At 59.8% G+C, this 22,658-nt stretch carries 21 protein-coding genes and 2 pseudogenes; 19 read left to right on the top strand and 4 right to left on the bottom strand.

Going from position 1 to position 22,658, the window contains the following annotated elements; all coding sequences use genetic code 11:
• The first annotated feature begins 300 nt into the window (after nt 1–300).
• Nucleotides 301–666 carry a GIY-YIG nuclease family protein gene (locus tag VDQ28_RS01535; protein WP_323034327.1) on the top strand — a complete coding sequence of 122 codons (366 nt, stop codon included), beginning with the start codon at nt 301–303 and terminating at the stop codon, nt 664–666.
• Nucleotides 663–854: a hypothetical protein gene (locus tag VDQ28_RS01530; RefSeq protein WP_323034346.1), complete on the top strand. Its 192-nt coding sequence runs from the start codon at nt 663–665 to the stop codon at nt 852–854. The genes VDQ28_RS01535 and VDQ28_RS01530 overlap by 4 nt, the downstream gene beginning before the upstream one ends.
• Here VDQ28_RS01530 and VDQ28_RS01525 read toward each other — a convergent pair.
• The 4 genes and pseudogenes from VDQ28_RS01525 to VDQ28_RS01510 all read right to left on the bottom strand — a co-directional run.
• A pseudogene (locus VDQ28_RS01525) lies at nt 807–988 on the bottom strand (LysR family transcriptional regulator); the annotation flags it as partial. The gene VDQ28_RS01530 and the pseudogene VDQ28_RS01525 sit on opposite strands and share 48 nt — an antisense overlap.
• A gap of 15 nt (nt 989–1,003) precedes the next feature.
• On the bottom strand, nt 1,004–2,272 hold the full coding sequence (gene fabF / locus VDQ28_RS01520; RefSeq protein WP_323034326.1) for a beta-ketoacyl-ACP synthase II: 1,269 nt from the start codon (nt 2,270–2,272) through the stop codon (nt 1,004–1,006).
• 81 nt (nt 2,273–2,353) lie between these two features.
• Nucleotides 2,354–2,773: a MarR family winged helix-turn-helix transcriptional regulator gene (locus tag VDQ28_RS01515; RefSeq protein ID WP_323034325.1), complete on the bottom strand. Its 420-nt coding sequence runs from the start codon at nt 2,771–2,773 to the stop codon at nt 2,354–2,356.
• Nucleotides 2,774–2,950: 177 nt separating this feature from the next.
• Nucleotides 2,951–3,154, bottom strand: a pseudogene (locus VDQ28_RS01510) (hypothetical protein); the annotation flags it as partial.
• Nucleotides 3,155–3,727: 573 nt separating this feature from the next.
• Between VDQ28_RS01510 and kdpF the strand changes: the two are divergent.
• The 17 genes from kdpF to trbL all read left to right on the top strand — a co-directional run bounded on the left by kdpF (nt 3,728) and on the right by trbL (nt 22,654).
• Nucleotides 3,728–3,823 carry a K(+)-transporting ATPase subunit F gene (gene kdpF / locus VDQ28_RS22535; protein WP_416349338.1) on the top strand — a complete coding sequence of 32 codons (96 nt, stop codon included), beginning with the start codon at nt 3,728–3,730 and terminating at the stop codon, nt 3,821–3,823.
• 150 nt (nt 3,824–3,973) lie between these two features.
• The gene (gene kdpA, locus VDQ28_RS01505) at nt 3,974–5,674 is read left to right on the top strand and encodes a potassium-transporting ATPase subunit KdpA (protein WP_323034324.1); all 1,701 of its coding nucleotides are present in this window, start codon (nt 3,974–3,976) and stop codon (nt 5,672–5,674) included.
• 9 nt (nt 5,675–5,683) lie between these two features.
• On the top strand, nt 5,684–6,283 hold the full coding sequence (kdpC, locus tag VDQ28_RS01500; protein ID WP_323034323.1) for a potassium-transporting ATPase subunit KdpC: 600 nt from the start codon (nt 5,684–5,686) through the stop codon (nt 6,281–6,283).
• Between the two features lie 30 nt (nt 6,284–6,313).
• Nucleotides 6,314–8,380 carry a potassium-transporting ATPase subunit KdpB gene (gene kdpB, locus VDQ28_RS01495; RefSeq protein WP_323034322.1) on the top strand — a complete coding sequence of 689 codons (2,067 nt, stop codon included), beginning with the start codon at nt 6,314–6,316 and terminating at the stop codon, nt 8,378–8,380.
• 11 nt (nt 8,381–8,391) lie between these two features.
• Nucleotides 8,392–9,012, top strand: a complete 621-nt coding sequence (locus tag VDQ28_RS01490) for a hypothetical protein (RefSeq protein WP_323034321.1) — start codon at nt 8,392–8,394, stop codon at nt 9,010–9,012.
• Nucleotides 9,009–11,666, top strand: coding sequence for a sensor histidine kinase KdpD (locus VDQ28_RS01485; RefSeq protein ID WP_323034320.1), 2,658 nt, complete (start codon nt 9,009–9,011; stop codon nt 11,664–11,666). The genes VDQ28_RS01490 and VDQ28_RS01485 overlap by 4 nt, the downstream gene beginning before the upstream one ends.
• The gene (locus tag VDQ28_RS01480; protein ID WP_323034319.1) at nt 11,663–12,355 is read left to right on the top strand and encodes a response regulator; all 693 of its coding nucleotides are present in this window, start codon (nt 11,663–11,665) and stop codon (nt 12,353–12,355) included. Before VDQ28_RS01485 ends, VDQ28_RS01480 begins: the two co-directional genes overlap by 4 nt.
• 225 nt (nt 12,356–12,580) lie before the next feature.
• On the top strand, nt 12,581–13,525 hold the full coding sequence (locus VDQ28_RS01475) for a LysR family transcriptional regulator (RefSeq protein ID WP_323034318.1): 945 nt from the start codon (nt 12,581–12,583) through the stop codon (nt 13,523–13,525).
• On the top strand, nt 13,522–13,785 hold the full coding sequence (locus VDQ28_RS01470) for an entry exclusion lipoprotein TrbK (protein ID WP_323034317.1): 264 nt from the start codon (nt 13,522–13,524) through the stop codon (nt 13,783–13,785). The genes VDQ28_RS01475 and VDQ28_RS01470 overlap by 4 nt, the downstream gene beginning before the upstream one ends.
• A 235-nt stretch (nt 13,786–14,020) precedes the next feature.
• Nucleotides 14,021–16,036 carry a conjugal transfer protein TraG gene (locus VDQ28_RS01465; protein ID WP_323034316.1) on the top strand — a complete coding sequence of 672 codons (2,016 nt, stop codon included), beginning with the start codon at nt 14,021–14,023 and terminating at the stop codon, nt 16,034–16,036.
• Nucleotides 16,033–16,497 (top strand): CopG family transcriptional regulator, encoded by a 465-nt coding sequence (locus VDQ28_RS01460; protein ID WP_323034315.1) that lies wholly within the window; start codon nt 16,033–16,035, stop codon nt 16,495–16,497. The genes VDQ28_RS01465 and VDQ28_RS01460 overlap by 4 nt, the downstream gene beginning before the upstream one ends.
• Entirely contained in the window at nt 16,494–17,519 is a 1,026-nt protein-coding gene (gene trbB, locus VDQ28_RS01455; protein WP_323034314.1) for a P-type conjugative transfer ATPase TrbB, read from the top strand. The genes VDQ28_RS01460 and trbB overlap by 4 nt, the downstream gene beginning before the upstream one ends.
• Nucleotides 17,516–17,893, top strand: a complete 378-nt coding sequence (locus tag VDQ28_RS01450; RefSeq protein WP_323034313.1) for a TrbC/VirB2 family protein — start codon at nt 17,516–17,518, stop codon at nt 17,891–17,893. The genes trbB and VDQ28_RS01450 overlap by 4 nt, the downstream gene beginning before the upstream one ends.
• Nucleotides 17,890–18,174, top strand: a complete 285-nt coding sequence (locus VDQ28_RS01445; protein ID WP_323034312.1) for a VirB3 family type IV secretion system protein — start codon at nt 17,890–17,892, stop codon at nt 18,172–18,174. Before VDQ28_RS01450 ends, VDQ28_RS01445 begins: the two co-directional genes overlap by 4 nt.
• Before the next feature lie 13 nt (nt 18,175–18,187).
• Nucleotides 18,188–20,647 (top strand): conjugal transfer protein TrbE, encoded by a 2,460-nt coding sequence (trbE, locus tag VDQ28_RS01440; RefSeq protein ID WP_323034311.1) that lies wholly within the window; start codon nt 18,188–18,190, stop codon nt 20,645–20,647.
• Nucleotides 20,644–21,384, top strand: coding sequence for a P-type conjugative transfer protein TrbJ (trbJ, locus tag VDQ28_RS01435; RefSeq protein WP_323012433.1), 741 nt, complete (start codon nt 20,644–20,646; stop codon nt 21,382–21,384). The genes trbE and trbJ overlap by 4 nt, the downstream gene beginning before the upstream one ends.
• A 19-nt stretch (nt 21,385–21,403) precedes the next feature.
• A complete protein-coding gene (trbL, locus tag VDQ28_RS01430) occupies nt 21,404–22,654 on the top strand; it encodes a P-type conjugative transfer protein TrbL (protein ID WP_323034310.1) in 1,251 nt (416 codons plus the stop codon).
• Nucleotides 22,655–22,658: the final 4 nt, after the last annotated feature.

Below are 22,658 nucleotides of genomic sequence, written 5' to 3'. Positions count from 1 at the left end.
TTGTTACTTTAGCACATGCCAGTCAGCGCGTCTGCTGCTAATGCAGGTTATCCCGCCGTACCAATGGAGGAGGCGGCACTGCCAGCAAGATGCTTGGGGAAGAGCATCGGCTCCCGGTCATACCTAATGCTGAGAGTGATGGAAAATTATTCCGCTTCCGTCACAGCTTTAAACAAAACAACCGGTAGCGTATCCTACAGCTCCTTAAATACTAACGGACGAACACTACTGCTACGCGCTGCCGCTGAGAGAAGTGTCATTGCTTACGCCGTAACTCATTTGTAACAAAAAGGACTGATGATGACAAACAAAAAGACGCTGAACCGACAGTATCTGGAGACGAAAACCCGAGCAGGCGTGTATGCGATTCGTAACCAGATCACGGGCCGGGCGTTGGTTGCAGGTAGTACTAACGTTCAGGGCACACTCAACCGGCATCTTTTTGAACTGCAGCATGGACAGCATCGCAATGCGAGGCTTGCGCAGGACTGGGTTGAGCACGGTGAGGCCAACTTTCTCTTCGACGTACTCGACATGGTCAAACCCAGCGAAGATCCAGCGTTCAATGCCACACGAGAATTGGAAATGCTAGTTAGCTTGTGGCGCCAGGAAATCCTTTGTGTTGGCGAACTCGGTTACGACGAACTCAGAAGCGAACCTCGATGAACACGAATCTCGGCTTCTGTTTGGTGCTACATCATGCCCACGCCAGCCTGCAACTCAAGCTTGACGACGAATTGGGCATACACCATGCCATCAGTTTCAGCGACTTGGCGCTGCTGAATTTTCTCGCGCAAGGGGACGGTGCCCGCGCGAGTCAGCCGGGTGCTGCGAGTGGTGCGCGCAAACAGTGACACACCCAACTCTTCCTCCGGTTTCTTGATAGCTCGCGACAGCGGCGACTGCTCTATGTGCGGCCGCTCAGCGGCGCGTGCGAAGTGAAGTTCTTCGGCTATAGCTAAAAACAGCGGAGATGGCGAAGGTCCATGTTCAGTCACAAATCTTATTTGTATCGACTGATCACCAGCGCTGCGTTGATACCGCCAAAGCCGAATGCATTTGACAGCGCATAATCAACTGCGGTTGAGTGGGGGCCACCGGAAAGCAAATTGAAATTTTTCGCTTCTGGCATCGGATCGTCAATGTTGAGGCTGGGAGGGAGTACGCCGTGCTGGATCGCGAGCACCGAAAAAGCAGCTTCGATGGCACCAGCCGCGCCTAGCATGTGTCCTGTCGCTGACTTGGTGGATCCAACTGGTATGGCGCCTGCACCTGGGCCGAAAACGCTTTCCAACGCAGCCAGTTCAGCAGCATCCCCAACAGGGGTCGAAGTGGCATGGGCGTTGACGTAGCCAATAAGGCCTGGGTCGATGCCTGCCATTGCCAATGCGATTTTTATCGCACGCGCTGCCTCACGTCCGTCGGGCCATCCAGCTGTGACGTGGTGGGCATCGGTTGTAGTCCCATAGCCGGACAGCACAGCCAGCGGACGTGCGCCGCGCTTCTGCGCGTGGCTCAATTTCTCGATCACCAGCATGGCTGCTCCCTCGGAGAGCACAAAGCCATCGTGATTCAAATCGAATGGGCGCGAAGCTCTTTCAGGTGCATCGTTGAAGTTGAAAGAAAGAGCCCTGGCCGCCGTAAATCCACCAATCGCCACGGGATCAACGCATGCATCCGTCCCGCCGCATAAGGCAATGTCGGCCTCGCCGGCACGGATCATACGCATAGCATCGCCGATTGCCTGAGCTGAAGCCGCACATGCCGTGGCCGGTGCACCGGATGGCCCATGAAAGCCGAAATGAATGGATATTTGTCCGGCTGCAAGGTTGGGCAAGAACGAGGGCACGAGGAACGGCGACAGGCGACGCACGCCGGAGGTAGCAATCACTTCGTTCGCGGCGGTGACTGCAGGAATACCACCAACACCTGTCCCAATCACCGTGGCAGTGCGAGCCCTATCCGCTGAACGCTCTGGATGCCAGGCGGCTTGATTCAGCGCCTCTCGTGCAGCCGCCATCGCGTAGTGAATGAAAAGATCGGTCTTGCGAAGTTCTGGGGGATCCATAGCTGACTCGGGATCAAAGCCCTTTGGATCATCCACGTGATCGGGAACCAAACCCGCGATCTGGCATTTCCATCCTTCGGTGTCAAAGCGTTTATTTGTTCGAATGCCGCTTTTTCCCGCAAGCAATCTTTCCCAATTGGTCGTTATGCCCACCCCAAGCGGGGATACCGCGCCAAGTCCCGTTACGACAATAGGTTCGTGCATAAATACTCCTGTTCGCACATCTACTGTGCATATACACTATACTGGATAAAGGCAAAATGAACAATCCCCTCTCACGGCTTCTCATCGTGCTAAGTGCTTAGCAACTCTCAGGTATGTTGCGGCGTCCTGCTCAGAAATGCCTTCCATGAGTCCAGACTTGGATAACTGCCACTCCGGTAAAAGCTGATCCAACAAGGCACTTCCCTTCTCAGTAAGCTCACAGAGACGTACGTTACCAACGGTTCCGGAAGCACGACGGACGAGGCCCTTACGTTCTAAAAGATCAAGGTTCCTCGTCAGGCTTGTTCGATCCAGGAAGACACGTTGAGCCAGTGTTGCGACGGGTTCCCCTTCGTAAAGACGAACCGCAGCAAGGAGCGCAAATTGCTGTGCTGTGACGTCGAACTCTTTCAATTTGGCGTCATAGTGCCGCAGCAATACCCGTGCTGCCGCGATTGTGTTTAGAACAAGACATTCGGAAAGGTCACTGGTTTTCTGCATGGAAAATCAAGCACATCCTTCATATGTTCTTCAGGCTTATCGGCTTTCCCGATAATCAGGATTTTGTAGTGTCAGTTTGATCATACATCATGAAAAAGTCATTCCAAAGAGCGTCAACGCAGCCAACGATGAGCAAAATATGTTGATAGCCTGCAGGTGGCCGACGCGTATGGGCGCTTAAGCGACATTGATGAGTACTCTTCGTAAGTCACTGATGGTGACCGCTTTTTGTTCCGGATTAGCGGTGCCATGTCGGTCCAGGTGCATGATCTGCATGCTCACCGCCATTGCGCCAGCATAGTCGCATGGCAAGGTATCGCCGACCATCGGCACTTCCGAAGGTTCGCAATCGATTTTCCAGCACAGTGCAAGGTAAATCTCTACATTCGATTTGACCGTATCTTCAAGCCTTGTTCAATGAGTTGATACGTCTGGGCTGATGGAAAAAGACAATCCATTGAAAGACCTAAGGCAGGTTCAGGTTCCGACCTGGGCAGTGGAGAAATTGGCCCGCTGGGTTTTATTTGGCAATGCTGCTTAGCACCCTGGTTTCTTTAGGCCATCGCCTTTGATAGTGGTGTCAACGGTATTAATGAACTATTACGTGTACGCCTCGGTATGTCCCTTTGCCGTACACGTAGGAGCAGCCTGATACGGATCTTGATGCCGTCTTGATACGCAACGGAGGAATCGTTGCGCCGTTCTTACACGCGCTTCCGTACGATACCAACTATTAATTTCGACGAAAAGTCCGATGGGCGAGACCGTTACTGTATTGCTGTTCTGTTTCAACAGAGCGCAGATCGCTCAGATGACCATGAGTTGGCTGTTGAGGTCGGTGCGGGGTGTGTCTATTTGGCCGATACGGGGTGCTATAGACGATCTTTGGCTTGGTGGCGTCCCGATTCATATACAGCAGCCGGGGATCGAACGCCCGCAATATATGCGTAGGAGATGGTAATGATTTTGGTCGAAGTGATTGTCTTGGCTGTCGCGGTCTTGCTGGCCGTATATCTGTTTTACGCATTGATTCGTCCGGAAAAGTTCTAGGTGCCAACCGGATCACCAATGCTTGTTCTGATCACGATGAAAGGGGTTTCTCAATGCTTGATTTGGCCTACGTGGTACTGGCTCTCGTGTGCTTCGTGGCGTTCACGTGTTTCGTGATCGCGCTGGACCGGATCTAATCGGAGTACGGGCATGACTATTGATATATTGAAGTTCGTTGTCGTCCTTGCCGTCATGACCACTCTTGCGGTCCCGATGGGTATGTGGCTGGCAAAAACGTTTACCGGCACACGGCATGCTCTGCCCGAACGGTGGACCTACCGCCTGTTTGGGATTGATCCAGATAAAGAATCCGGCTGGAAGGGCTATGCGCTGGCATTGGTGCTGTCGAACGCCGCCATGATGCTGGTCGGCTATGCGCTGCTGCGCTTCCAGGGCTTGCTGCCATTCAATCCCCTGGACCTCGCGCCACAGTCGCCGGACCTTGCGTTCAACACGGCGGCGTCGTTCATCACCAACACCAACTGGCAGAGCTATTCCGGCGAAACGTTGTCCAATTTCAGCCAGATGGCCGTGATCACGTTCCTGATGACGGTCAGCGCGGCCACCGGTATTGCCGCTTGCGCGGCCTTCATCCGGGGTCTGAGCCGGAAGTCGACCAGCACCATCGGCAACTTCTGGGTCGATCTCACCCGCGTTATCTATCGGGTGTTGCTGCCGATCTGCTTTCTTCTCGCCCTGGTCTATGTCTGGCAGGGGGTGCCGCAAATACTGGATTCAAAAGTAGTGGCGAGCACCCTTGAAGGTGCTCACCAAGCGATCCGCGTCGGACCGGTGGCCAGCCTGGAGACGATCAAGCACATCGGTACCAACGGCGGGGGCTTCTTCGCCATGAACTCGGCGCATCCGTTCGAGAATCCAACCCCCTTGACCAATGTGCTGGATATCCTGAGCATGTTGCTGATCCCCTCCGCGCTGACTTATGCCTTCGGCTCGATGTTGGTGCGCCGACGTCAGGGCTGGGTGTTCTTCGCAGCGTTCATGGTGATGTTCGTCGGCTCCCTGACGATCCTCTTTTCGGCAGAGCAGCACGGCAACCCGCTGCTGACCGCAGTGGGTGTCGAGCAGACCATCGAGCCCACGCAACCGGGCGGCAACATGGTGGGCAAGGAGATGCGCTTCGGCATTGCCGGCACCAGCCTGTTCGCCGTGACCACGACATCTGCGACTACGGGCGCCGTCAACGCGATGCACGACTCGCTGACCCCGGTGGGGGGTGGCGTGACGCTCTGGGGCATGATGCTGAACACGGTGTGGGGCGGCGATGGCGTCGGCTTCATCAACCTGCTGATGTACGCCATCCTTGCCGTGTTCCTGGTCGGCATGATGATCGGCCGAAGTCCGGAGCTTCTCGGCAAGAAGATCGAGGCGCGTGAGGTCAAGCTGACCATGCTGGCGGTGCTGGCGCACCCGATCACGATTCTCGGCTTTACCGCCATCGCGGTGCTCTGGCCCGGCACGGCCAGCCATCTGACCAATCCCGGGGCGCATGGTTTCGCCGAGTATCTCTACGCCTACGCGTCCGGTACGGCCAATAACGGCTCCTGCTTCTGCGGATTGGGCACGGACAACCCGTTCTTCAATACCACGATCGGGCTGGCCATGCTGTTTGGTCGCTACCTGACGCTCTTGCCGATGTTGGCCGTTGCCGGCTCGCTGGCAGCCAAACGCACGGCATCGGCCGGTGCTGGGACGCTCGATACCGCCACTCCAACCTTCGCACTCGTGCTGGTTGTTGTGGTCCTGATCGTCGGTGGCTTGACGTTCTTCCCTGCGCTGGCACTCGGCCCGATCGTCGAGCACTTCCAGATGCTGGCTGGATCCACTTATTGAGGCAATGATATGAGCGAACAATTTTCATTCAAGGGCCAACTTCGTCCTGTGCTGGTGTCCGCCGTGTTCTTCATGCTGCTGACGGGTCTGGTCTACCCGCTGATCACCACGGGGGTCGCCAACGTGCTGTTCCCATGGCAGGCGCACGGCAGCCTGATTCGAGAGAACGGCAAAATCGTCGGCGCCAGGCCGATAGGCCAGCAGTTCACCGGCCTCGGTTATTTCCACTCGCGGCCAAGCGCGACGGCTGGTTACCCGTATAACGCGATGGCCAGTGGCGCTAGTAATCTCGGACCCACCAACCCGGAGTTGATTAAGCGCATCGCCGAACGCGTGAAGCGCTACCGCAAGATCAACGATCTTTCCGCCGACACCATGGTGCCCGTGGACGCGGTCACCGCTTCGGCGTCCGGCCTTGATCCCGACATTTCCGTGGCCAATGCCCGTCTACAGGCTGCTCGCGTGGCGAAGACCCGGGGCCTGACGACAAAGCGTGTGCTTGAACTGGTCAGCGCGGATACGACGCCTCGGCCATTGGGCCTGTTCGGTGAGCCGCGCGTCAACGTACTCAAGATCAACCAGGCGTTGGACGCCCTGTCGCGCAAGTAGTCGCTCGCGTCCATATTTCGAGGAACCATCATGTCGACTCATCGCAACGCCTTACCCCTATTCGATCCGGTGCTGGTGAAGCCCGCGCTCCGTGAATCGATACGCAAGTTGTCGCCGCGGATACAGTGGAAGAACCCGGTGATGTTTGTCGTCTACATCGGCAGCATTCTGATCACGGCCATGTGGGTTCGGACGCTGCTTGGATACGGCAGTGCATCCACCTGGTTCGTGTTGGCCATCGCCCTCGGGCTTTGGTTCACCGTGCTGTTTGCCAACTTTGCCGAGGCCCTCGCGGAAGGCCGCGGCAAGGCGCAGGCCGCTGCCTTGCGTAGCACTCGTCAGCAGATTTACGCCAAGGTGCTATCCGAGCCGCGCTTCGATGCGCCGTGCATCTCGGTGCCCAGCAATGAACTGAGCTGCGGCAAGGTGGTGCTGGTAGAAGCCGGCGACACCATCCCGGCCGATGGCGAAGTAATCGAAGGCGCGGCGTCGGTCGACGAAAGCGCCATCACGGGCGAGTCGGCCCCGGTCATTCGCGCATCCGGCGGGGACACCTCGTCGGTGACCGGTGGCACGCGAGTACTGTCGGACTGGCTGATCGTGCGCATCACGGCCAATCCCGGCGAGTCGTTCCTGGATCGCATGATCTCCCTGGTCGAAGGCGCCAAGCGGCACAAAACGCCCAACGAGATCGCGTTGACCATCCTGCTGGTGGGCTTGACCATCGTGTTTCTGGTGGTGGTGGTCACTCTGTGGCCGTTTTCGCACTACGCCGCGACCGCCAGCGCTGAGGGCGGAGTGGTCGGCGTCACGGTTTTGGCTGCATTGCTGGTGTGCCTGATGCCGACCACGATCGCGGCCCTCCTGTCTGCCATCGGTGTGGCGGGGATGAGCCGCATGATGCAGGCCAATATCATCGCCACCTCGGGCCGCGCGATCGAGGCTGCTGGCGACGCCGACGTACTGCTGCTGGACAAGACCGGTACCATCACGCTGGGCAACCGGGAAGCGACCGCGTTCCATCCGGCGCCGGGCGTGGATGAACGAGCGTTGGCCGAAGCCGCGCAACTCGCTTCATTGGCCGACGAGACACCGGAAGGCCGCTCCATCGTGGTGCTGGCCAAGAAGCAGCAGGGTCTGCGTGAGCACGAATTACGCGACATGCAATTCATCGCATTTTCCGCGCAAACACGGATGAGCGGTGTGGATATTGGAGAGCGGCGCATTCGCAAGGGTGCCGCCGGTGCGATCCAGGAATTCGTCCAAGGCGCAGGTGGCACGATGCCCGGTGCGGCGCAGAAGATTGTCGAGCAGATCGCCAGCAAGGGCGGCACGCCGTTGGTGGTCGCCGATGGCACCCATGTGCTGGGTGTGGTCGAACTGAAGGACATCGTCAAAGGCGGCATCCGCGAGCGCTTTGCGCAACTGCGTCGCATGGGCATCAAGACCGTGATGGTCACCGGCGACAACCGGCTCACCGCCGCTGCCATCGCTGCGGAAGCCGGCGTCGATGACTTTGTGGCCGAAGCGACTCCCGAAGCAAAGCTGAAGTTGATTCGCGACTATCAGGCGCAAGGGCATCTGGTGGCGATGACCGGCGACGGCACCAACGATGCGCCGGCATTGGCCCAGGCGGACGTGGCGGTTGCCATGAACTCCGGCACCCAGGCGGCCAAGGAGGCCGGCAACATGGTCGATCTGGACTCCAACCCGACTAAGCTGGTCGAGGTGGTCGAGACCGGCAAGCAGTTGCTGATGACACGCGGCTCGTTGACGACGTTCAGCATCGCCAATGACGTAGCCAAGTATTTCGCGATCCTGCCGGCGATGTTCATGGCCACCTACCCTGCGTTGGCCGCGCTCAACATCATGGGGCTTACCAGTCCCTCGTCGGCGATCCTGTCGGCGGTGATCTTCAATGCATTGATCATCCTGGTGTTGATACCGCTGGCGCTCAAGGGCGTGAAGTATCGGCCGGTAGGTGCCGCGGCGTTGTTACGTCGCAATTTGCTCATTTACGGGCTGGGTGGGCTGATCACGCCGTTCATCGGCATCAAACTCATTGACATGGCACTCACCGCGCTACATCTCGTTTGAGGAAAGTCATCATGAACTGTTTGCGCAAACGTCTCATGGCATTGCCTTTAGTTCTGGTCACAGAACCTGTGCTGGCGCAAGATAGGACAGATGACGACGCGCAGATAATCGGCAACGTAGCTGCGGGCAACGATTATCTGTTTCGAGGCCTCAGCCAGACTTATGGACACTCAGTGTTGCAGGGTGGTATGGGCGGCATCCCCGGTCGCCGAATCTGCCCAAAAGCCCGAGGGGCGTGGCATGGCGAGCATCCTACTGAATGCGAAGGTGCGTCATCTTCACCGCTCGCCACAATAGATAGAAACCGATGGAAATCGCGATCAGTGCGCAGTTCGGGCCAGGGAAAAAAACTGAATTACAATGTATTGATTGACCAGAATGTCGATGCATCGTGTCGCTCTCGAAGGTGGCCTTCAGCGATCACGCTCGCACTCTACAACAAGCCTGTTTCCAAGGGAAGTGGCTGCTTGCCCAATATTCATGTGATCATGTCGGTTGGCCATGTTACGCCCGGCAGGATCCATAGCGTGGATCTGGATGCAAATGGGGCAGGCAAGGATACTGGCGATGCAACCATGCCAGGTTTGACGCCGGAGGACATGCAATACGGTGAGGGACATAATTGGCCATGATGAGCGAGACGCGCCCGAACCCCGACCAACTGCTGGCGGGCATCACGGATGCCGAACAGCAGGCCGCACGTGGAAAACTGAAAATTTTCTTCGGCGCCTGCCCGGGGGTAGGCAAGACCTACGCGATGTTGCAGTCGCTGCATCAGCTGCATGATGACGGTGAACACATCCTTGTGGGCGTGGCCGAAACGCATGGGCGTACCGCGACCATGCAATTGGTGGATGGTCTTCCCCGATTGCCCATGCGAGAGGTCGAGTATCGAGGCCGAACGCTGCGCGAATTCGATCTGGATGCCGCGCTGGCCGCACACCCAGACCTGATCGCCGTAGACGAACTGGCCCACAGCAACCTCGAGGGCAGCCGCCACAGCAAGCGTTGGCAGGATGTGGAGGAATTGCTGGCGGCTGGCATCAACGTGCTGAGCACGCTCAATGTGCAGCATCTGGCCAGCCTCAATGACACGGTTGGTCGCATTACTGGTATCCGGGTGCGCGAGACCGTTCCCGATCACGTGTTCAATCAGGCCGATGACGTGGTGGTGATCGACTTGCCCGCCGACGAGCTGCTGAAACGCCTCGCCGAAGGCAAGGTCTACATGCCTGACGCTGCACAACGGGCGCGGGCACATTTCTTTCGCAAGGGTAACCTGATCGCCTTGCGTGAGCTCGCGTTGCGCCGCGCTGCTGATCGCGTCGACGCGCAAATGAGCGATTACCGGCGTACGCGCGCTATTGAAGCGGTGTGGCCCACACGCGAGCGTCTTCTAGTCGGGCTTTCCGGTACTGCGGAAGATGAGCACCTCGTGCAGCATGCCGCGCAACTAGCACGCAAGCTCGAGGCAGACTGGATCGTCGCGTACGTGGATGTTCCCAAACAGCAGCGTGACGAACGCGCCGCTCACCGAGTGGCCAAAGCATTGACACTCGCTGCCAGCCTGGGGGCCGAGACGACCACCCTACCGGGCACGGACGTGGCCGATGAGCTGGTCTCGTTTGCGAAACAGCGCAACATCAACCGAGTGATCCTCGGTCATCGTCTGCGGCCGTTATGGCGATTCTGGCGTCACGCCACCGCCAATCGCATCGCTCACCAGCATCCGGAGTTGGATCTGATCGTGATCGCCCGCGGGCCCCAGCCGAACTCGGAGACCGCGAAACCCAAGGCTGCCCCGAGACGTATTCGCTGGGTGCCGTATTTGTGGGCGACTCTTGCATGCCTGGTGGCGAGTGCGGTGGCCTGGTTGTTGTTGCGCGTATTCGATCCCTCGAACGTCGTGATGCTGTTCCTGCTCACCGTGGTGATCGTGGCACTGCGCTGGGGGCGCGGCCCGGGGGCGTGGGCCGCATTCCTGGCCGTGGCCTGCTTCGATTTTTTCTTCGTGCCGCCGCTGGTATCGATGGCCGTGAGCGACGTGCAGTTCATTTTTACCTTCGCATTGATGCTTGGTGTGGCCTTGGTGATTGGGCAGCTTACCGCACGCTTCCGTCACGAGGCCCGTATGGCGCGCCAGCGTGAACGTCGCGCCATTACGCTGGCGAAATTGTCGCACGATCTTTCCGGTGCGCTAACCGCCGAACGGATTGAGGAGATCGCCCTGAAGAGCTTCAAGGGTGATTTCCGGGCCGGTATCGGGTTGGCCCTGCCGGATGCCGCCGATCGTATGCGGGCCGTCAAGCGCAACGAAATTCTGATCGATGAGAGTATCGCGCAATGGGTTTATGACCATGCCCAGCCTGCCGGTGCCGGCACGGCAACACTGTCGGCGGCAGGTGCACGCTATGTGCCGCTGAAGGCGCCCATGCGCGTGCGCGGCGTGCTGGCACTTGAATTCGAGGATACCGCGGCTCTGGATCAACCGGAGGAACAGCGCCTTCTGGAAGGCTGCTGCAATCAGCTGGCATTGGCCCTGGAACGGGTGCATTTCGTCGAGGTGGCCCAGAACACGCTGGTGGCCATCGAAGGCGAGCGCATGCGCAATACGTTGCTTTCGGCCATGTCGCATGACCTGCGCACGCCGCTTACTACCATTCTCGGTGCTGCGCAAACTGCCGCGATGCAGTTGCATGGTGAGAGCACCGAAACGCTTGTCACCTCCATTGCTGATCAGGCCAAGCAGATGTTACGCCTGATCGAGAACCTACTGGATATGGCACGCCTACAGTCACAAGGCGTCGAACTCAACCGGCAGTGGCAGTCCCTGGAGGAAATTCTTGGTGTTGCGCTGCATGACTTGTGTGAGCCGCTGCGCGAGCATCCAGTGAGCGTCGAAGTTCCTGCGGATTTGCCATTGCTCCATGTGGACGCGCTGCTGATGCAGCGTGTTCTGGTGAACCTGCTGGACAATGCGGCTAAACACACGCCCGCAGGCACGCCTATCGATATTCGTGCACGCCACGTGGGGGATAACGTGCTTGTCGAAGTCAGCGATGACGGACCGGGGTTGCCGCAAGCAGGAGCGGACAAGCTATTCAATCCATTCGAGCAAGGGCGTCCGGAGTCCGCGACGGGCGGCGCGGGCTTGGGATTGGCGCTTGTGCGTCATATCGTGGAAGCACACGGCGCAACGATCGAAGCACGGCAACGATCTCCGAAGGGCGCGGTTTTTGTTATTACGTTGCCAGCGTCACCACAGCCGGAGATGGATTCAGCATGAGCACAGCACGCATTCTTCTAGTCGAAGACGACGCCAATATCCGGCGCTTTGTGCGAGCGGCACTGCAGGACGAAGGCTTCGAGGTGTTCGAGGCCGAAACCAGCAAACGTGCACTCATCGAGGTATCCACCCGGCAGCCCGACCTGGTCATCGTCGACCTTGGCCTGCCCGACGAGGACGGCAAGGTTTTTATCGCACAAGTGCGTAGCTGGTCTGCATTACCTGTCATGGTGCTGTCCGCGCGTGAGCGCGAAGAGGAAAAGGTCGCTGCCCTGGATGCTGGCGCCGACGATTATCTGGTCAAACCGTTCGGAGTACCCGAACTCCTCGCACGGGTACGCGCGCAACTGCGGCGACGCGCACAAGCCGACGCCGCGTCGGGCGCAAGCACGGTGATGTTCGGTGAAATCAGCGTGGATCTTGCCAGCTACGAAGTCCAAAAGCGCGGCGACGTCGTCCACCTGACGCCCATTGAATTCCGCTTGCTGTCAGCGCTGATCCGCGGCCAGGGTCGTGTTCTTACGCATCGCCAGTTACTACACGAAGTGTGGGGACCGGCATACGTCGATCGAGCTCATTACTTGCGCGTACACATGGCCAACCTGCGCCACAAGCTCGAGGATGATCCAACGCAACCTGAGCACCTGATCACTGAGTTACAGGTGGGTTACCGACTGGCCGGGTTGTGAGTGTATTGATTTTTCGGCATGTAAAGATCGCTATAGACCGTCAAGAAAGTGTCGCCGACGCCAATTTCTAGTTGTGATAAGCATCAACGTCGCGGTCAGGCGCTTTCAGCGGGAAGGTCAGTATTTAGGAGTGCTGAGCAACGAATACCAGCGTATTCAGCACAATGTGACCTGCTCTTGCAGCTTCTGCCTTGAGAGCGCTATTACGTGAGGAGATAGTACTCAGTGGAACTTCGTCATCTGCGGTGTTTCTTGGCTGTCGCTGAAGAACTTCACTTCGCTCGTGCGGCCGAACGACTGCATATTGAACAGTCGCCGCTGTCGCGAGCCATCAAGGAACTGGAACAAGAGTTGGGCGTGATGCTATTTGCACGCACCACACGAAACACACGATTGACCCGGGCGGGCAAGCTGTTCCTGGAACACGTGCCGCGTGTTTTCACCGCCTTGCAACAAGCCCGGGGCAGCGTCTCAGCGGCGGCGAATGGTTTTCGCGGCCAACTACGCATTGCCCTGTCGGACGGCATCACGCCGTCACGCCTGTCTTCCCTGCTGGCTATGTGCCGCCAGGACGAACCAGAAGTCGATATCCGGCTGTTTGAGGTGCCGCTGCTACAACAGATCAAGGGGCTGCATGATGATCTGTATGATATTGGCTTTGCCCAGTCCGACGAAGTCGGAGACGGTATTGTCGTCACGCCGGCTTGGAGCGACGCGCTCATGGTGGCAGTACCTGCGCGACATCCTCTGCTGACCCACAAACGCATCCCTTTGAAAGATGTGCTGCGTTATCCCTTGGTACTCTGTGATCCTCGGGCATGCGAAGGCTTTGCTAGGCAGGTTGAGCGCGTGTTACGCAAGGTGGACATGGAGCCCATGGTCGCGGAGCGAGTGGCATCATGCGACTTGATGATGACCTTGGTATCAGCGGGCTTCGCCTTGGGGCTGGCCGATGCCGAGCATATTAGTGCTAGCCGCGAGGTGGGCGTGGTAGCACGCCCGCTCGCCGGACGTTCGCCGCCGATTACGACCTACCTGCTGTATCCGGGTAATGAACCATCTGAAACCCTGTCTCGATTCATCAGCCGGGTACGGGCCATCGATGACTCGGGAAATGGCAAACTTGCGCAACTGACTCCTATCGACAGCATGGAGGTCATCGAGCCGTGAAACCTACCCTGCCATTCGTGCTGGTTCTGGCGTTGACGGCCTGCGGACAGCCTGAAACACCCGAACAGACAGACATTCTCACCGTTAAGGAACTGGCCTCCAATCCCGGTCGCTTGAAGGAGCTACGTCAACAATGTCAAACGGATCGGGACACGCTTGACGACGTGTTGTGCAAGCGGGTTGCCGACGCCACACGAAAGCGGTTCTATGGCGACGGTAAAGTGCCCTACACGCCGTCGGAGACGCCCCCGGCATTTTAATTGTAGCAAGTCCGCCACAAATCTTTCATTTTTTCGCTTGATACGTCGCAGCACGCTCGCGCCTGCGGCGCTTTCGTCGTGCTCGTCTCCACATGCACTGATGCTTTTTTCGTCAGCATTGTCCCGATAACAGTCTTTGACCGGCACAGACCCGGCACCGATCCTCGTATAGCGGGCACACCTACGTGCCGTCTTTCCACGGGGAATCAGCGCAGGAATCATCGGAGGCCAGACCATGCAAGGGACGAACGTGCTGTTCGGGCAGATCGCCGTCGTATTCGGCATCGTAATAGCGGGAGTGTGGGGCGCCACACAATGGACGGCCGCCGCCTTGGGCTATCAGCCACGCCTGGGGGCGCCCTGGTTTGGTTTTCTCGACACACCGATTTACCACCCCTGGCGACTGTTCGAGTGGTGGTTCTTTTTCGATGCCTATGCCCCAGAGGTGTTCAACGCCGGGGGCATGATGGCTGGAGGCAGTGCCCTGATCGCCGTGGTGGTCGCCATTGGCATGTCAATCTGGCGTTCGCGCCAGGCGCGGCTGGTCACCACCTACGGCTCGGCACGCTGGGCCGACAGTAGCGATATCCGCAAGGCGGGGCTGACTGAGCCCACGGGCGTCTTCCTTGGTCTATACGAGAAACAGTACCTGCGTCACGAAGGGCCGGAACACGTCCTGGCCTTCGCACCCACGCGCTCGGGCAAGGGCGTGGGCCTGGTGGTGCCCACCTTGCTGTCCTGGCCGGCATCTGCCGTTATCCACGACATCAAGGGCGAGAACTGGCAGATCACTGCGGGCTGGCGTGCACGCTTCTCGCACTGCCTGCTGTTCAACCCCACCGATAGCCGCTCGGCGGGCTACAACCCGTTGCTGGAGGTGCGCCGGGGCGAGCATGAAGTGCGCGATGTGCAGAACATCGCCGATATCCTAGTTGACCCAGAGGGTGCGCTGGAGAAGCGTAATCACTGGGAAAAGACCAGTCACGCGCTGCTGGTCGGGGCCATCTTGCATGTGCTCTATGCGGGTAAAGACAAGACGCTGCGCGGTGTGGCGAACTTTTTGTCCGACCCGGCGTGTCCGTTTGAATTAACACTGCATCGGATGATGACGACCACACATCTGGGCACAGGCGGGGAAAGTGGCAGGCCGCATCCCGTAGTGGCCTCTGCCGCCCGTGAAGTACTGAACAAGTCGGACAATGAGCGCTCGGGCGTGCTGTCCACCGCCATGTCGTTCCTGGGTCTGTACCGCGACCCCACGGTGGCCGAAGTCACGTCGCGCTGCGATTGGCGTATCGCCGACCTGATCGCATCCGACCATCCGGTATCGCTGTACCTGGTCGTACCGCCCTCGGACATTTCACGGACGAAACCGCTGATCCGCTTGATTCTCAACCAGATCGGCAGGCGGCTCACCGAATCGCTGGACGGTTCCGACGGTATCGAGCGCCGCCACAAGCTGCTGCTAATGCTCGATGAGTTCCCGGCGCTGGGCCGCCTCGACTTCTTTGAGACGACGTTGGCCTTCATGGCTGGCTACGGTATCCGCAGCTTTCTGATCTCGCAGTCGCTCAACCAAATCGACAAAGCCTATGGCCAGAACCATTCGATTCTGGATAACTGCCATGTTCGCGTGACGTTTGCCACCAACGACGAACGCACGGCCAAGCGGATTTCCGAAACCCTGGGTACGGCCACCGAACTGCGGGCGCAGCGCAATTATGCCGGCCACCGACTCGCGCCCTGGCTGGGGCACCTCATGGTGTCGCGCCAGGAAACGGCGCGGCCGCTTCTGACCCCCGGCGAGGTCATGCAACTTCCGCCGGATGAGGCCGTGGTGATGGTGGGAAGTAGTCCGCCGATCAAGGCCAAGAAACTGCGCTATTACGCGGATGCCAATTTTTCGCAGCGGGTGTTGCCGCCGCTCGCGCTTGCCGCCGAGCGCTATGCGGATGCGCCGCCAGCCCGTCCTGACGACTGGAGCGCGCTGGCGATTCCGGCTGTTCCAGCTGCTGCCGACGCGATGGAAAACCATGGCACAGGTGGCACGGCTGATGATGGCGGCCCGCGTCGCCAGCCCGAACTTGCGGAAAGCGTCTCCTATGTCCCCGAACCCGTCTACCCGGCCAGTGATCTGTCACTGCTGGATGACGACGATCCGCAGCCCATGCTGCCCAGCCAGCTTGACCCCGCCTTGCAGCGCGTGGCGCGCATGGCCTCTCTCGACCTTGATGACGGAATCCAGCTATGAGTCGCTATCGCCTGAATCTTTTTATTCATCCTGAGCACGCCAAGCGCTTGGATGAACTGGCCGCCAAGAAAGGTGTATCCAAGTCGTCCATCGTGGCGGCGGCGCTGGCGTCCTGGCTATCGCCCGATGCCGGCGACCAGCGCGAAGCGGCGATGGCCAGGCGGTTGGACCGGCTCTCGCGCCAGTTCGAGCGCCTGGAGCGCGACCAGAACATTCAGATCGAGACGCTGGCGCTCTTCGTGCGCTACTACCTGATGGTCAACACGCCGATTCCCGAAGTTCATCAGGACGTCGCCCGCGCGCAGGGTAAGGCACGTTTCGAGCAATTCGTCGAACAGCTTGGCCGCCACCTGCTGCGCGGTCGCAGCCTGGTGCGTGACGTGGTGGAGGAGCTGCACCCCGAGTCCGTGAACATGGATGAAATGGCGCCTCGGGCTGAGGCGAGGGAGCGTGTCTCATGAGCGCCGTGCACAAGTCTTCTGCCGCCGTCGCCCTGGATCGCCGCATCCAGATGCTGCGTACCGCCATGGGGCCAGTGATCGCCGCCGCACTGGACGACCCCGACGTGGTGGAGATCATGTTGAACCCAGACCGCTCGCTATGGGTGGATCGTCTCTCCAGCGGGCGGGCGCCGCTGGGCCTGGAGCTGTCCGAAGCGGATGGGGAGCGCATCATCCGCCTGGTGGCGGCACACGTCGGCGCGGAAGTGCATCGCGGCCAGCCGCTACTGAGCGCGGAACTGCCCGAAACCGGCGAACGCTTCGAAGGCATCTTGTCGCCCGCCGCGCCCGGCCCGGCCTTTGCGCTGCGCAAGCGGGCGGTGGGCGTGATTCCGCTGACACGCTACGTAGCAGACGGCATGATGAGCGCCGTCCAGTCAGGCTTTTTGGTGCGAGCGGTACACGCGCGGCAGAACATCCTCATTGCTGGGGGCACTAGCACGGGCAAGACCACGCTCGCTAATGCTTTGCTGGCTGAAATCGCCGCCACGGGCGACCGCGTGCTGGTGCTCGAAGACACGGTGGAGCTGCAATGTGCCGCGAACGACCATGTACCGCTGCGCACCCGTATGGGGGTCGTGACAATGCAGGAGCTGGTGCGCGCCACGATGCGCCTGCGCCCTGACCGTGTGGTGGTCGGTGAAGTGCGCGGCGGCGAAGCGCTGGATCTCATCAAGGTCTGGGGCACGGGCCACCCGGGCGGTATTGCCACCATCCACGCCGGCTCCGCGGTGGGTGCGCTGCTGCGTCTGGAACAACTGATTCAGGAAGTGGCGGTGAACCCGCCGCGTGCATTGATTGCCGAGGCGGTCAATGTTGTGATCTACATCGCCGGTCGCGGCCGCAAGCGCCGCATCGAAAACATTGCCCGTGTCGTCGGCTTTGATGGCGTGGGTTACCAACTGGCCGATGCGTTGGAGTCGGAATTTGCTGAGCCATCGCCTTCCTTCCCAGCCTCTGCTCTGCATGGAGACTTGTCATGACGCTTGTTGATGCCTTCCGTATTTCCGTCGTTCCGCTTTCCATTGTGAAGTGCCTACGCCGTCTTGCCCACCCAGCGCTGCTAGGGCTGCTGCTGACCGTGCTGTTGATGCTGGTGGCGAGCGCGGCGCAGGCCGCCGGTTCCTCCATGCCCTGGGAGGGGCCGCTGCAATCCATTCTCGAATCTATTCAGGGGCCGGTGGCGCGCATCGTCGCGGTCATCATCATTATTGCCACCGGCCTGGCGCTCGCCTTTGGCGACACCAGCGGCGGCTTTCGCAAGTTGATTCAGATTGTTTTTGGCCTGTCCATCGCGTTCGCTGCGTCCTCCTTCTTCCTGTCGTTCTTCAGTTTCTCCGGTGGGGCCGTCGTATGAACGCGAACAACGAAGGCGCGCCCAGCTTCGCCCCAGGCTTTGAGATTCCTCTGCATCGTTCGCTTACCGAGCCGATTCTGATGGGCGGCGCACCGCGCACTGTAGCGATTGCCAACGGCACGCTGGCTGCTGCCGTGGGGCTGGGCCTGCAACTGTGGATTCCGGGCGTGGTGCTGTGGATCGTCGGCCATTCGCTTGCCGTATGGGGCGCGCGTGTTGATCCGCAATTCATGCAGGTTTTCGCACGCCATATCAAGCACAAGACGCTGCTGGACGTGTGAGGGGGATGACACTATGCTGAACCTTGCGGAATATCGCCAGCGTCCCGCCTTGTTGGCCGACTGGCTGCCTTGGGCCGGGTTGATTGCGCCCGGCGTGGTGCTGAACAAGGATGGATCGTTTCAGCGCACGGCGCGCTTTCGCGGGCCGGATCTGGATAGCGCCACCCAAGGCGAGCTGATCGCCACGTCGGCACGCTTGAATAATGCGCTACGCCGCCTTGGATCCGGCTGGGCGCTGTTCATCGAAGCTGAGCGCCGCCCGGCGGCAGACTATCCCCATTCAGACTTTCCTGAAGCCTTGTCCTGGCTGATCGATCAAGAGCGCCGTGCCGCGTTTGAAGAGACGAGCAATCACTTCGAGAGCAGCTACCACCTGACGCTTGCGTTCCTGCCACCCGAAGAATCCCGCACCCGTGCGGCGGGGATGCTCTACGAAAACCGTCCTTCCGACGGCGTGAACTGGCGCGAGCGCCTGGCCGCGTTCATAGCGGAAACGGATCGTGTCTTTGATTTGCTCGATGGCGTCATGCCGGAAATTTCGTGGCTGGACGACGCCCAGACGCTCACATACCTGCATTCCACCATCTCGACACGGCGTTACCGCATTGGCGTGCCGGAGGTGCCGTTCCATCTGGATGCGCTGCTGACCGATTCCGCATTGGTCGGAGGGCTGACGCCGACGTTGGGCGATACCCATTTGCGTGTGGTGTCGGTGCGCGGTTTTCCGACCTCCACCTGGCCGGGAATTTTGGATGACCTGAACCGACTTGGCTTTGCTTATCGTTGGAGCACGCGCTTTCTGTGCATGGACAAAGCTGAGGCGGAAAAGGAACTGCGCCGCCTGCGTCGTCAATGGTTCGCCAAACGCAAGAATGTCGTGGCGCTGCTGCGGGAAACGATTTTCCAGCAGGAGTCGCCGCTGGTCGATACCGATGCCAGCAACAAGGCCGCCGATGCGGATGCCGCCTTGCAGGAGTTGGGAAGCGATCAGGTCGCCTTCGGCTATGTGACCACTACCGTAACAGTGTTGGATGCCGATCCCGCCGTGGCCGATGAAAAACTGCGTATGGTTGAGCGCGTCATCCAGGGCCGGGGCTTTGTGACCATCCCCGAGACACTGAACGCGGTGGATGCCTGGCTGTCGTCCATCCCCGGCAACGCCTATGCCAATGTACGGCAGCCTATTGTGTCTACATTGAACCTGGCGCACATGATGCCGGTGTCGGCGGTGTGGGCCGGGCCGCAGAAGAATGATCACCTGGATGGCCCGCCACTGATTGTCACGCGTACCGAGGGCGCGACGCCATTTCGGCTGGTGACGCATATCGGTGACGTAGGCCACACCCTGGTCGCGGGACCGACCGGTATGGGCAAGTCAGTGTTGCTGGCCGTCTTGGTTCAGCAGTTTCGCCGCTATCACGGCTCACGCATCTTTGCCTTCGATATGGGCCGCTCAATGCGCGCTACCATCCTGGGCTTGGGCGGGGAGCACTACGACCTGGGTGCCGATGGCGGCATCGCTTTCCAGCCGTTGGCCCGCATTAACCGCGAAGGCTACCGCACCTGGGCAGCGGAGTGGATCGAAGGTCGCTTGCAGCATGAAGGCATGGCCGTCAGCCCTGACGACAAGGCTGCCATCTGGTCGGCGCTGGGAAGTCTCGCGGGTGCGCCGGTGGAACAGCGCACACTGACGGGCTTTTCCGTGCTGCTGCAATCGAACACGTTGCGTCAAGCGCTTGCGCCCTATGTACTGGGCGGTGCGCATGGCAAGCTGCTAGACGCCGACCATGACCGTCTGGGCATGGCCGATGTGCAGGGCTTCGAAATGGAAGAGCTGATGCACAGTCCCGCCGCCGTGCAGGCGGTGCTGCGCTATCTCTTCGCCCGCTTCGATGAGCGTTTCGATGGCGCGCCCACGCTCTTGATTCTGGATGAGGCATGGTTGTTTCTGGATGAACCGTCCTTTGCCGCTCGCATCCGGCAGTGGTTGAAGACCCTGCGAAAGAAGAATGTGTCGGTGATTTTTGCCACGCAATCGCTGGCTGACATCAAGGATTCGAGCATTGCTTCGGCCATCATCGAAAGCTGCGCGAGCCGCATTTTCCTGCCCAACCCGCAGGCGACTGAACCGCAGATTCGCACGATCTACGAAGGTTTCGGGCTGAACAGCCGACAGATCGAGATTGTCGCGACTGCCCAGCCCAAGCGCGATTACTACTACCAATCCCGCCTGGGGAATCGCCTGTTCGACCTTGATCTCGGGCCCGCGACGCTTGCCTTTGCAGGGGCTTCGACCCCGCAAGATCAGCGCGACATCGACCGCATTCTGCTGGAAGCCGGCGTATCCGGCTTCACGGGTGCCTGGCTGCGCCATCGTGGCCTGGATTGGGCCGCTGACCTGTTGCCTAATTTCTCCGGCTTTGTGCCCTCAGTCACTGCCGTTTCTTCTCATCTACAGGAGACCCTGCCATGAAAACCCGCACGCTATCTGTATCAATCGCCGCTGTGCTTTCGGTGTCGTTACTCGCGACGTCGCCCGCCTGGGCGTGGAAAACGGTTTTTGACCCATCCAACTATACGCAGAACACGCTGACCGCCGTTCGCACGCTGCAGCAAATCAACAACCAGATCAACCAGCTTCAGAACGAGACGCAGATGCTGATGAATCAGGCTCGCAATCTGGCGAGCCTGGATTTCGACGTCGTGAACCGCTTGCGCACCACGCTGACCGCTACCGAGCGTCTGATCGACGAGGCGCAAGGGCTCAGTTACGAGGTGACAAACATGGACCAGGAGTTTGCCCGCCTGTATCCCGACCAGTATGCCGCGACTGTAAGCGGCGACAGCATGGCCCAGGATGCGCGTGCGCGCTGGCAGAACACGCTTAATGGTCTGCACACCGCCATGCGTGTGCAGGCGCAAGCCTCGCAGAATCTGCGCGACGATGAAAGCGCACTGATTGATCTGGTGAGCCAAAGCCAGTCCGCGCAAGGCGCATTGCAGGCCATGCAGGCGACCAATCAGCTTCTGGCCTTGCAGGCTAAGCAGACCATCCAGGCGCAACAGCTTCAGATCACCCAAGACCGCGCCGCTTCTTTGGAGCTAGTCCAGCAAGCCGTCGTGGCCGAGCGCGCCCGCGAAGTGCGGCGGCGCTTCCAGGGCACTGGTACGCCGTACACGCCGCAAGCCGTGAACTTCTACGGTCACTGAAGAACGGAGCATTTGCGCCATGAACGACGTTGCCGTCATTGATCGATTTCTCGATACCTTCGCGCGCTACATCGACTCGGGATTCGGCCTGCTGCAAGGCGAAGTGGCGTTTCTGACCGCGACGCTCATTGTCATCGACATGACGCTCGCCGGACTGTATTGGTCGCTGGGGCATGCCAGCGGCCAGGGCGACGACGTAATCGCCAAGCTGCTACGCAAGGTGCTTTATGTCGGCGCCTTCGCTTACATCATCGGCAATTTCAACGCGCTGGCCAGCATCCTGTTCCGCTCGTTCGCGGGGCTGGGGCTGATGGCCTCGGGCTCGTCGTTGAGCATGGGTAACTTTCTGCAGCCCGGGCGACTGGCCAAGACCGGCATTGATGCCGCAGCGCCCATTCTGGAGCAGATCGGCGACATGGCGGGCTTTCCCGAGGTGTTCGCCAACATCGACCCCATCGTGGTGCTGTTCCTGGCCTGGATGGTGGTGGTGCTCAGTTTCTTCGTGCTGGCGATTCAGCTTTTTGTGACGCTGATCGAGTTCAAGCTGACCACGCTTGCCGGCTTCGTGTTGGTGCCGTTTGCGCTTTGGAATAAGACCTCATTTCTTGCCGAAAAGGTGCTGGGCAATGTGGTGTCGTCGGGTGTGAAGGTGCTGGTGCTGGCCGTGATCGTTGGGATTGGCAGTGGCTTGTTCGCCGAGTTCCAGGTGCATCCCGATGAACCGTCCATTGATTATGCGCTGGTCATCATGCTGGCGTCGCTCTCCTTGCTGGCACTCGGCATCTTCGGGCCGGGCATCGCTACGGGGCTGGTCTCGGGCGGGCCACAGTTGGGTGCGGGTTCCATGGCCGGTGCCGCCGTGGGCGCGGTGGGGACGGCCGTCGCCATCGGTGCGGCCGCCACGGGCGTCGGCGGTGCGGTGGCGGCAGGCGCGCGCATGGTTCCGGGCGCCGCTCGCATGGCTTCGGGCGCGGCCCGCTCCATCGGTGCAAGCGCGGGCGGCATCCAATCGGCCTTCCAGACGAGTGCTGGGGCGGGGGGTGGTCTCAAAGGGGCAGCGGGGTCGGCTTTTGCGTCCGGCGCCGGGCCTGGCGCGTCCGCTGCGAGGTCATCCGAGACAGCTAGCCCTGCCGCACAACCGGCCTGGGCCAAACGTCTGCATCGCAGACAACAACTGACGCAAGCCGCTACGACCGCCGCCCACGCGCTGCGCGGTGGCGACAGCGGCGGCGCAGGCCAAGGCCCGAGTCTGCGTGATTCCGATTCATAAGGGG

It is taken from the genome of Pararhodobacter sp. (assembly GCF_034676545.1).
Taxonomy (GTDB): Bacteria; Pseudomonadota; Alphaproteobacteria; order Rhodobacterales; family Rhodobacteraceae; genus Pararhodobacter.
Note: the sequence above shows the minus strand (reverse complement) of the source record. Positions and strands in the feature narration are given on the sequence as shown.

Bases quoted from the DNA above. Each gene is read 5' to 3' on its own strand.
- VDQ28_RS01480 (WP_323034319.1), top strand. From the start codon at position 11,663: ATGAGCACAGCACGCATTCTTCTAGTCGAAGACGACGCCAATATCCGG.
- VDQ28_RS01445 (WP_323034312.1), top strand. From the start codon at position 17,890: ATGAACGCGAACAACGAAGGCGCGCCCAGCTTCGCCCCAGGCTTTGAG.
- trbJ (WP_323012433.1), top strand. From the start codon at position 20,644: ATGAAAACCCGCACGCTATCTGTATCAATCGCCGCTGTGCTTTCGGTG.
- fabF (WP_323034326.1), bottom strand. From the start codon at position 2,272: ATGCACGAACCTATTGTCGTAACGGGACTTGGCGCGGTATCCCCGCTT.
- kdpF (WP_416349338.1), top strand. From the start codon at position 3,728: ATGGTAATGATTTTGGTCGAAGTGATTGTCTTGGCTGTCGCGGTCTTG.
- kdpC (WP_323034323.1), top strand. From the start codon at position 5,684: ATGAGCGAACAATTTTCATTCAAGGGCCAACTTCGTCCTGTGCTGGTG.
- VDQ28_RS01490 (WP_323034321.1), top strand. From the start codon at position 8,392: ATGAACTGTTTGCGCAAACGTCTCATGGCATTGCCTTTAGTTCTGGTC.
- kdpB (WP_323034322.1), top strand. From the start codon at position 6,314: ATGTCGACTCATCGCAACGCCTTACCCCTATTCGATCCGGTGCTGGTG.
- VDQ28_RS01450 (WP_323034313.1), top strand. From the start codon at position 17,516: ATGACGCTTGTTGATGCCTTCCGTATTTCCGTCGTTCCGCTTTCCATT.
- VDQ28_RS01460 (WP_323034315.1), top strand. From the start codon at position 16,033: ATGAGTCGCTATCGCCTGAATCTTTTTATTCATCCTGAGCACGCCAAG.
- kdpA (WP_323034324.1), top strand. From the start codon at position 3,974: ATGACTATTGATATATTGAAGTTCGTTGTCGTCCTTGCCGTCATGACC.
- VDQ28_RS01535 (WP_323034327.1), top strand. From the start codon at position 301: ATGACAAACAAAAAGACGCTGAACCGACAGTATCTGGAGACGAAAACC.
- trbL (WP_323034310.1), top strand. From the start codon at position 21,404: ATGAACGACGTTGCCGTCATTGATCGATTTCTCGATACCTTCGCGCGC.
- trbB (WP_323034314.1), top strand. From the start codon at position 16,494: ATGAGCGCCGTGCACAAGTCTTCTGCCGCCGTCGCCCTGGATCGCCGC.
- VDQ28_RS01485 (WP_323034320.1), top strand. From the start codon at position 9,009: ATGATGAGCGAGACGCGCCCGAACCCCGACCAACTGCTGGCGGGCATC.
- trbE (WP_323034311.1), top strand. From the start codon at position 18,188: ATGCTGAACCTTGCGGAATATCGCCAGCGTCCCGCCTTGTTGGCCGAC.
- VDQ28_RS01515 (WP_323034325.1), bottom strand. From the start codon at position 2,773: ATGCAGAAAACCAGTGACCTTTCCGAATGTCTTGTTCTAAACACAATC.
- VDQ28_RS01465 (WP_323034316.1), top strand. From the start codon at position 14,021: ATGCAAGGGACGAACGTGCTGTTCGGGCAGATCGCCGTCGTATTCGGC.
- VDQ28_RS01530 (WP_323034346.1), top strand. From the start codon at position 663: ATGAACACGAATCTCGGCTTCTGTTTGGTGCTACATCATGCCCACGCC.